At 56.8% G+C, this 412-nt stretch carries 1 pseudogene; it reads right to left on the minus strand.

The annotated features are described in order from the left end of the window. A pseudogene (locus tag ACYP03_RS24310) lies at nt 1-412 on the minus strand (amino-acid N-acetyltransferase); the annotation flags it as partial.

Here is a 412-nt window from a genome sequence, read left to right on the forward strand (position 1 = left end):
GTTCGATCACAGTAAACTGTTTGATTTCCTGCTCCAGCTGTTCGCGGGAGCGACGAACCAGAATGCCATCCTGCTCCAGCGGGCGGATCAGCGCCAGAATACCGCCGATATCATCTATGTTCGCGCCCCGGACTTTTTCTGCACTGGCCATGACGATTTGCGTGCCTATCCCGTCGAAAGAGAATAGCTCCTGGATCAGTGCACCGTCTTCTTTGTAGCTGATCAGGTGGCTGCGCGGCACACCGGCCCGGCAGGCGATCATCGCGCCACGCAGGAAACGCGCGGTACCTGAATCGGCTTTGTTTTGTTCCGTCAGCCGCTGCAGTGCGGCTTCGGCTTCAGCGGGCAGCATTTCCGAAACGATTTGACCATTTTCATCGCGAACGCCCTGATGAGAGCAAAAGCCAATCAG

The sequence above is a fragment of the Photobacterium sp. R1 genome, assembly GCF_054600795.1.